4 protein-coding genes are annotated in these 4,630 nt (G+C 74.6%); all 4 read right to left on the reverse strand.

Translation table 11 applies throughout. The features are described 5' to 3' along the window. Positions 1-82: 82 nt before the first annotated feature. The gene (gene steA / locus ACTIDRAF_RS0201810; RefSeq protein ID WP_026065682.1) at positions 83-1,267 is read right to left on the reverse strand and encodes a putative cytokinetic ring protein SteA; all 1,185 of its coding nucleotides are present in this window, start codon (positions 1,265-1,267) and stop codon (positions 83-85) included. Positions 1,268-1,341: 74 nt separating this feature from the next. Beyond that, positions 1,342-3,102, reverse strand: coding sequence for a DNA repair protein RecN (gene recN / locus ACTIDRAF_RS0201815; protein WP_039785338.1), 1,761 nt, complete (start codon positions 3,100-3,102; stop codon positions 1,342-1,344). A 452-nt stretch (positions 3,103-3,554) separates the two neighbouring features. Further along, the gene (locus tag ACTIDRAF_RS0201820; protein ID WP_016696998.1) at positions 3,555-4,451 is read right to left on the reverse strand and encodes an NAD kinase; all 897 of its coding nucleotides are present in this window, start codon (positions 4,449-4,451) and stop codon (positions 3,555-3,557) included. Further along, positions 4,448-4,630: hypothetical protein (locus tag ACTIDRAF_RS26740; RefSeq protein WP_039785337.1), on the reverse strand; the 183-nt coding region annotated here is incomplete at its 5' end. The genes ACTIDRAF_RS0201820 and ACTIDRAF_RS26740, both read right to left, overlap by 4 nt.

Here is a 4,630-nt window from a genome sequence, read left to right on the forward strand (position 1 = left end):
GAGGCACCCGCCCCCACCACGACACCGGCCGCGAGGGCGAGCAGGACCGCGGTGACCGCCAGGACCCGGTACCGGGGCGGGATCATGCGACGACGGCTCCCAACCACGAGAGGACCTCCCCTCCGACGGCACCGAGCTCGGCGAGGTACACCCCGGCGGCACCGCTGAGCACCAGCGCGGCGAGCAGGACCACCACGGCCACCCCCAGCAGCACGACCAGGGCCCAGGTGGGCACGCCCCGCCGGTGCACCGCGGCCACGGTGCGCGCATCCACGTACTTCGCGCCCAGCTTGAGCCGGGTGACCACCATGGACGGCCGTGACTCGGTGCGCCCCCGGTCGAGGAACTCCTCCAGGCTGCCGCCGAACCCGACGGTGGCGACCACGGCGGCGCCCTGGTGGTCCACCAGCAGCAGGGCCAGGTCCTCCGGGTTGGCCTCCGAGGCCACGCTGCTGGCCTCGACCCCGAGGTCGTGGAGGCGGTCCAGCGCCGGCGCGTACCCGTCGTGGTGGGCGGGCACCACCACGACGGCGCCACACCGCAGCGTCTCCTGGCTGACAGTGGACGGATCACCGACGATCAGGTCGGGCTGGTACCCGCAGCGCGCGAGGAGGTCGGCCCCGCCCTCCACCCCGACCAGCCGGGGCCGGTGCTCGCACAGGTAGCCCCGCAACGACCGCAGGTGCCCCTCCGCGTCCCCGTTCGCCGCCACCACCAGCACGTGCGCGCCGTGGAGGTCCAGGTCGAGTTCGGGCAGACCCACGCCCTCCAGGAACAGGGCGCGTTCCTGGCGGAGGAACTCGACCACGTCGGCCGAGAACGCCTCCAGCTGCGCGACCATCCCCGTCCTGGCCTCGACCAGCTGGTCAGCGACCGTGTCGGCCGTCTGGCAGGTCCCCCGGGCGAGTTCCCGCTCGCCCTCGTGGACGGCTCCCTCGTGGACGCGGACCCGCGCGCCGTCCCGCACCGCGCACAGGACCTCGGGCCCGGTGCCGTCGACCAGCACCACCCCCGCCCGCAGCAGCCGCTCCGGCCCCAGCACCGGGAAGCGCCCCGAGATGGAGGGAGCCGCGTTGACCACGGCTGCCGCGCCCGCCGCCACGATCCGGTCCACCGTCCGCCCGTCGAGGTCGACGTGGTCGAGGACCACCACGTCGCCGGGCCTGAGCCGACGCAGGAGTTCCGGTTCGGGCCCGCCAACCCGAGCCGTCCCGATCACTCCCGGCAGCTCCTGTTTCCGCCGTTTCAGCAGGCCAGTGATTCTCATGGACGGATCGTGACAAAATGATCACCGTCCGGCGTGAAGGCACGCCGCGCGACCCCTCGGCCGGTTGGCCAGGCTCACCCCGTGGTGTGGACCAGCCGGAACGTCGCCCGATCCCGCTCCGCGACCTCCAGCAACTCCTCCGCGTGCGCGCGCCCCGTCTCGGTCGACTCCATGCCGGCCAGCATCCGGGCCAGTTCGACGACGCGTTCTCCCGGTTCCAACTGGCGGATGCTGCTGCGGGTGATGCCGGAACCGCTCCCCTTGTCCACGACGACGTGGCGGTCCGCGTAGGCCGCCACCTGGGCGAGGTGCGTCACCACCACCACCTGGTGGGTGACCGCGAGCCGCGCGAGACGACGGCCGATCTCCACGGCGGCCCGCCCCCCGACCCCGGCGTCGACCTCGTCGAAGACCAGGGTGGGCACCGGGTCCGCGTGGGCGAGGACGACCTCCAACGCCAGCATGACCCGGGAGAGCTCACCACCGGAGGCTCCCTTGTGCACGGGCAGCTCCGGGGCGCCGTCGTGGGCCACCAACCTCAGCTCCACGTCGTCGACCCCGTCCGGCCCGGCGTGCGACCACCGGCCGTCCACGTTCAGCGCCGCCGGATCCCCCTCGTCGCACTCCCGGACCGCCACCGACACCACCAGCCGGGCGTGCGGCATGGCCAGCCCGCCCAGCTCGGCGGTCACGGCCTCCGCCAACCGACCGGCCGCCCTCGCCCTGGCCGCGCTGAGCTCGACGGCGTGCCCGGCGAGCAGCCCTCCCAGCTCCTCCCGCCTGGCCCGCAGCGCGGCCAGCGCATCATCGGAGGTGTCGACCTCCGCCAGGCGGCGCTCCGCCTCCTCGGCCCAGTCCAGCACACCGTCCACATCGGCCGCGTACTTGCGCGTGAGCGCCTTCAACTCGGCCTGGCGAGCCAGCACCGACTGGAGCCGGTCCGGGTCCGCCTCCAGGTCCTCCAGGTACCCGCCCAGCTCGGCGCCCACGTCCACCAACAACGCCAGGGCCTCCGACACCCGGGGCTCGAAGTCCCGCAACCGGGGGTCGTCGACACCGCCCAACCGCCGTCGCGCCTCCCCGAGCAACCCCAGCGCGCCCGGTTGCTCCGGGTCCCCGTCCGGAGCCCCGGACACCGCCGCCTGCGCGGCGGCCGCCGCCTCCCGGAGCTGGTCGACGTCGGCGAGGCGCTTGGCCTCCTGCTGGAGCTCCACGTCCTCGGCACGGCGGGGAGCGACCGCGTTGATCTCGGTCAGGCCGTGCCGCAACAGCTCAGCCTCCCTGGCCAGCTCCCGCGCCCGGTCCCGCCGCTCGGTCAGCTCCTCGGTGACGCGCATCCACTCCGAGCGGACCTCCCGGTACCGGTCCCGGAGTTCGGTGATCTCCTCCCCACCGAACCGGTCGAGCACGGCCCGCTGCTCGGCCGGACGCAACAGCCGGAGCTGGTCGTTCTGCCCGTGCACCGCGAGCGTCTGCTCCGCCAGCTGGGCCAACACCCCCACCGGAACCGACCGTCCGCCCAGGTGCGCCCGGGACCGGCCGTCGGCCCCCACGGACCGCAGCGCGATCAGGCTGCCGTCCTCGTCCGGCTCGGCGCCCGCGTCCGAGGCCACGAGGGCGGCTCCGGTCCCCGCCGGCACCAGGAACCTGCCCTCCAGCAGCGCCCGGTCGGCGCCGACCCGCACCCGCGAGGCCTCCGCCCGCCCACCGCTGAGCAGGTGCAGCCCCGTCACCACCATCGTCTTGCCGGCCCCTGTCTCCCCGGTGACGACGGTCAGGCCGGGGTGCAGCTCCAGCGTGGCATCGTCGATGACCCCGAGTTTCTGGATACGCATCTCAGCCAGCACACACCGCACCCTAGCGCCGTCGGGTGATGATTGGCGTTCGTCCCGGGTTCCCCGGGCACCGCCCGCCGCCGCGTTCCCCGAACTCCTGGGCCCGGCGGACCCCGTCCCGGCCCCGCGCGCGGAGCTCCTCACCGCCGCGTCGGGCAGCACCGCACGGGGACGGTCCACCCCCCGGGCGTGTCGCCGTTCCAGCGGAGTCCGCGCCGGCTCCGCCCTCCGCCGCCCGGCCCCCTCCTCCGGCGCGCCGCCGGGCCGCTCCCCGCCTCCGCCAGCCCCTCCCGGTCGACCTCGCGAACCCTGCGGCTCGGCCTCGACCTCGGCGGGTGGTTCGGCTGGCCGGGAGGTGGGGCGGGCGACCCGACCGGACAGCCCCAACAGCGCCGTCCTCCCCAGGAAGACACCCGGCGACGTGCTGCCCGCGGCCGGCCTGGACTCCCCGGTCATGCCGGGGGCGGCCCGCGCCAGCCCTGCACGGGCAGGTCGAACTTGCGGATCAGCCGCTCGGAGAACCTCCCCGGCCGCAGCCGCACGAGACCGATGGGGCATTCGCCCTCGACGACCTCCACCCGCGCCCCCGGGGGCAGTTCGACGGTGCGACGTCCGTCACAGCACAGCACGGCGGGGTGGCTGTCCGGGGTGACCTCCACCGCCACCACCGAATCCCTGGCGACGACCATCGTCTTGGCGAACAGGGCGTGCGCGTTGCTCGGCACGACCAGCATCGCCGGCACCTGGGGCCACACCACCGGCCCCCCGGCGGAGAACGCGTAGGCGGTCGACCCGGTCGGTGTCGCGCACAGCACGCCGTCGCAACCGAAGGCGAGGACCGGCCGCCCGTCGACCTCGATCACGGCGTCGATCACCCGCTCCGGGCTGTTCTTCTCCACGCTCGCCTCGTTGAGCGCCCACGTCTCGGTCAGGACGGCGCCGTTCCACGTCGCCCTGACGTCGATCGTCATCCGCTCCTCGACCTGGTAGTCGCCGTCGATCACCGCCTGGACGGCCTCCGCGAGGTGCTCGGAGTCCGCCTCGGCGAGGAAACCCACCCGTCCGAAGTTGACACCGAGAACCGGGACCCGGGCCGGGCGGGCCAGCTCGGCCGCGCGCAGCAACGTCCCGTCCCCGCCGAGCACGAAGACGAGTTCGGTGCCCACCGCCGCGTAGGGCCCCGCCTCCACGGTGTTCGGGTACCAGGCGTGGTCGAGGTCGGGGGCCTCCTCCGCCAACACCCGCAACCGGAAGCCCGCCTCGGTGAACCTCCTGGCCACCTCGAAGGCCGTGCGCTGGTTGTCCTCCCGGCCGGTGTGCACCACCAGCAGGACCTCACGCGCGCTCACGAGGGCCCCGACCTGACCGCGTCCCGCACGAGCTCCCGCACGCGGTCCGCCTCCTCCCGGTCGTCCCCGACGCCGGCGGGCTCCCGAGCGGCGACGGATCCGGGGATCTCACCCGCCGGCGGCACCGGCCCCTCGCCGACCGGGGAGGCCGTGAACCACACGAAGTACTCGACGTTGCC

The organism is Actinoalloteichus spitiensis RMV-1378 (assembly GCF_000239155.1).
In the GTDB taxonomy this organism is placed as follows: Bacteria; Actinomycetota; Actinomycetes; order Mycobacteriales; family Pseudonocardiaceae; genus Actinoalloteichus_B; species Actinoalloteichus_B spitiensis.

Coding starts and splice junctions, on each gene's coding strand:
- steA (WP_026065682.1), bottom strand. CDS start 1,267: ATGAGAATCACTGGCCTGCTGAAACGGCGGAAACAGGAGCTGCCGGGA.
- recN (WP_039785338.1), bottom strand. CDS start 3,102: ATGCGTATCCAGAAACTCGGGGTCATCGACGATGCCACGCTGGAGCTG.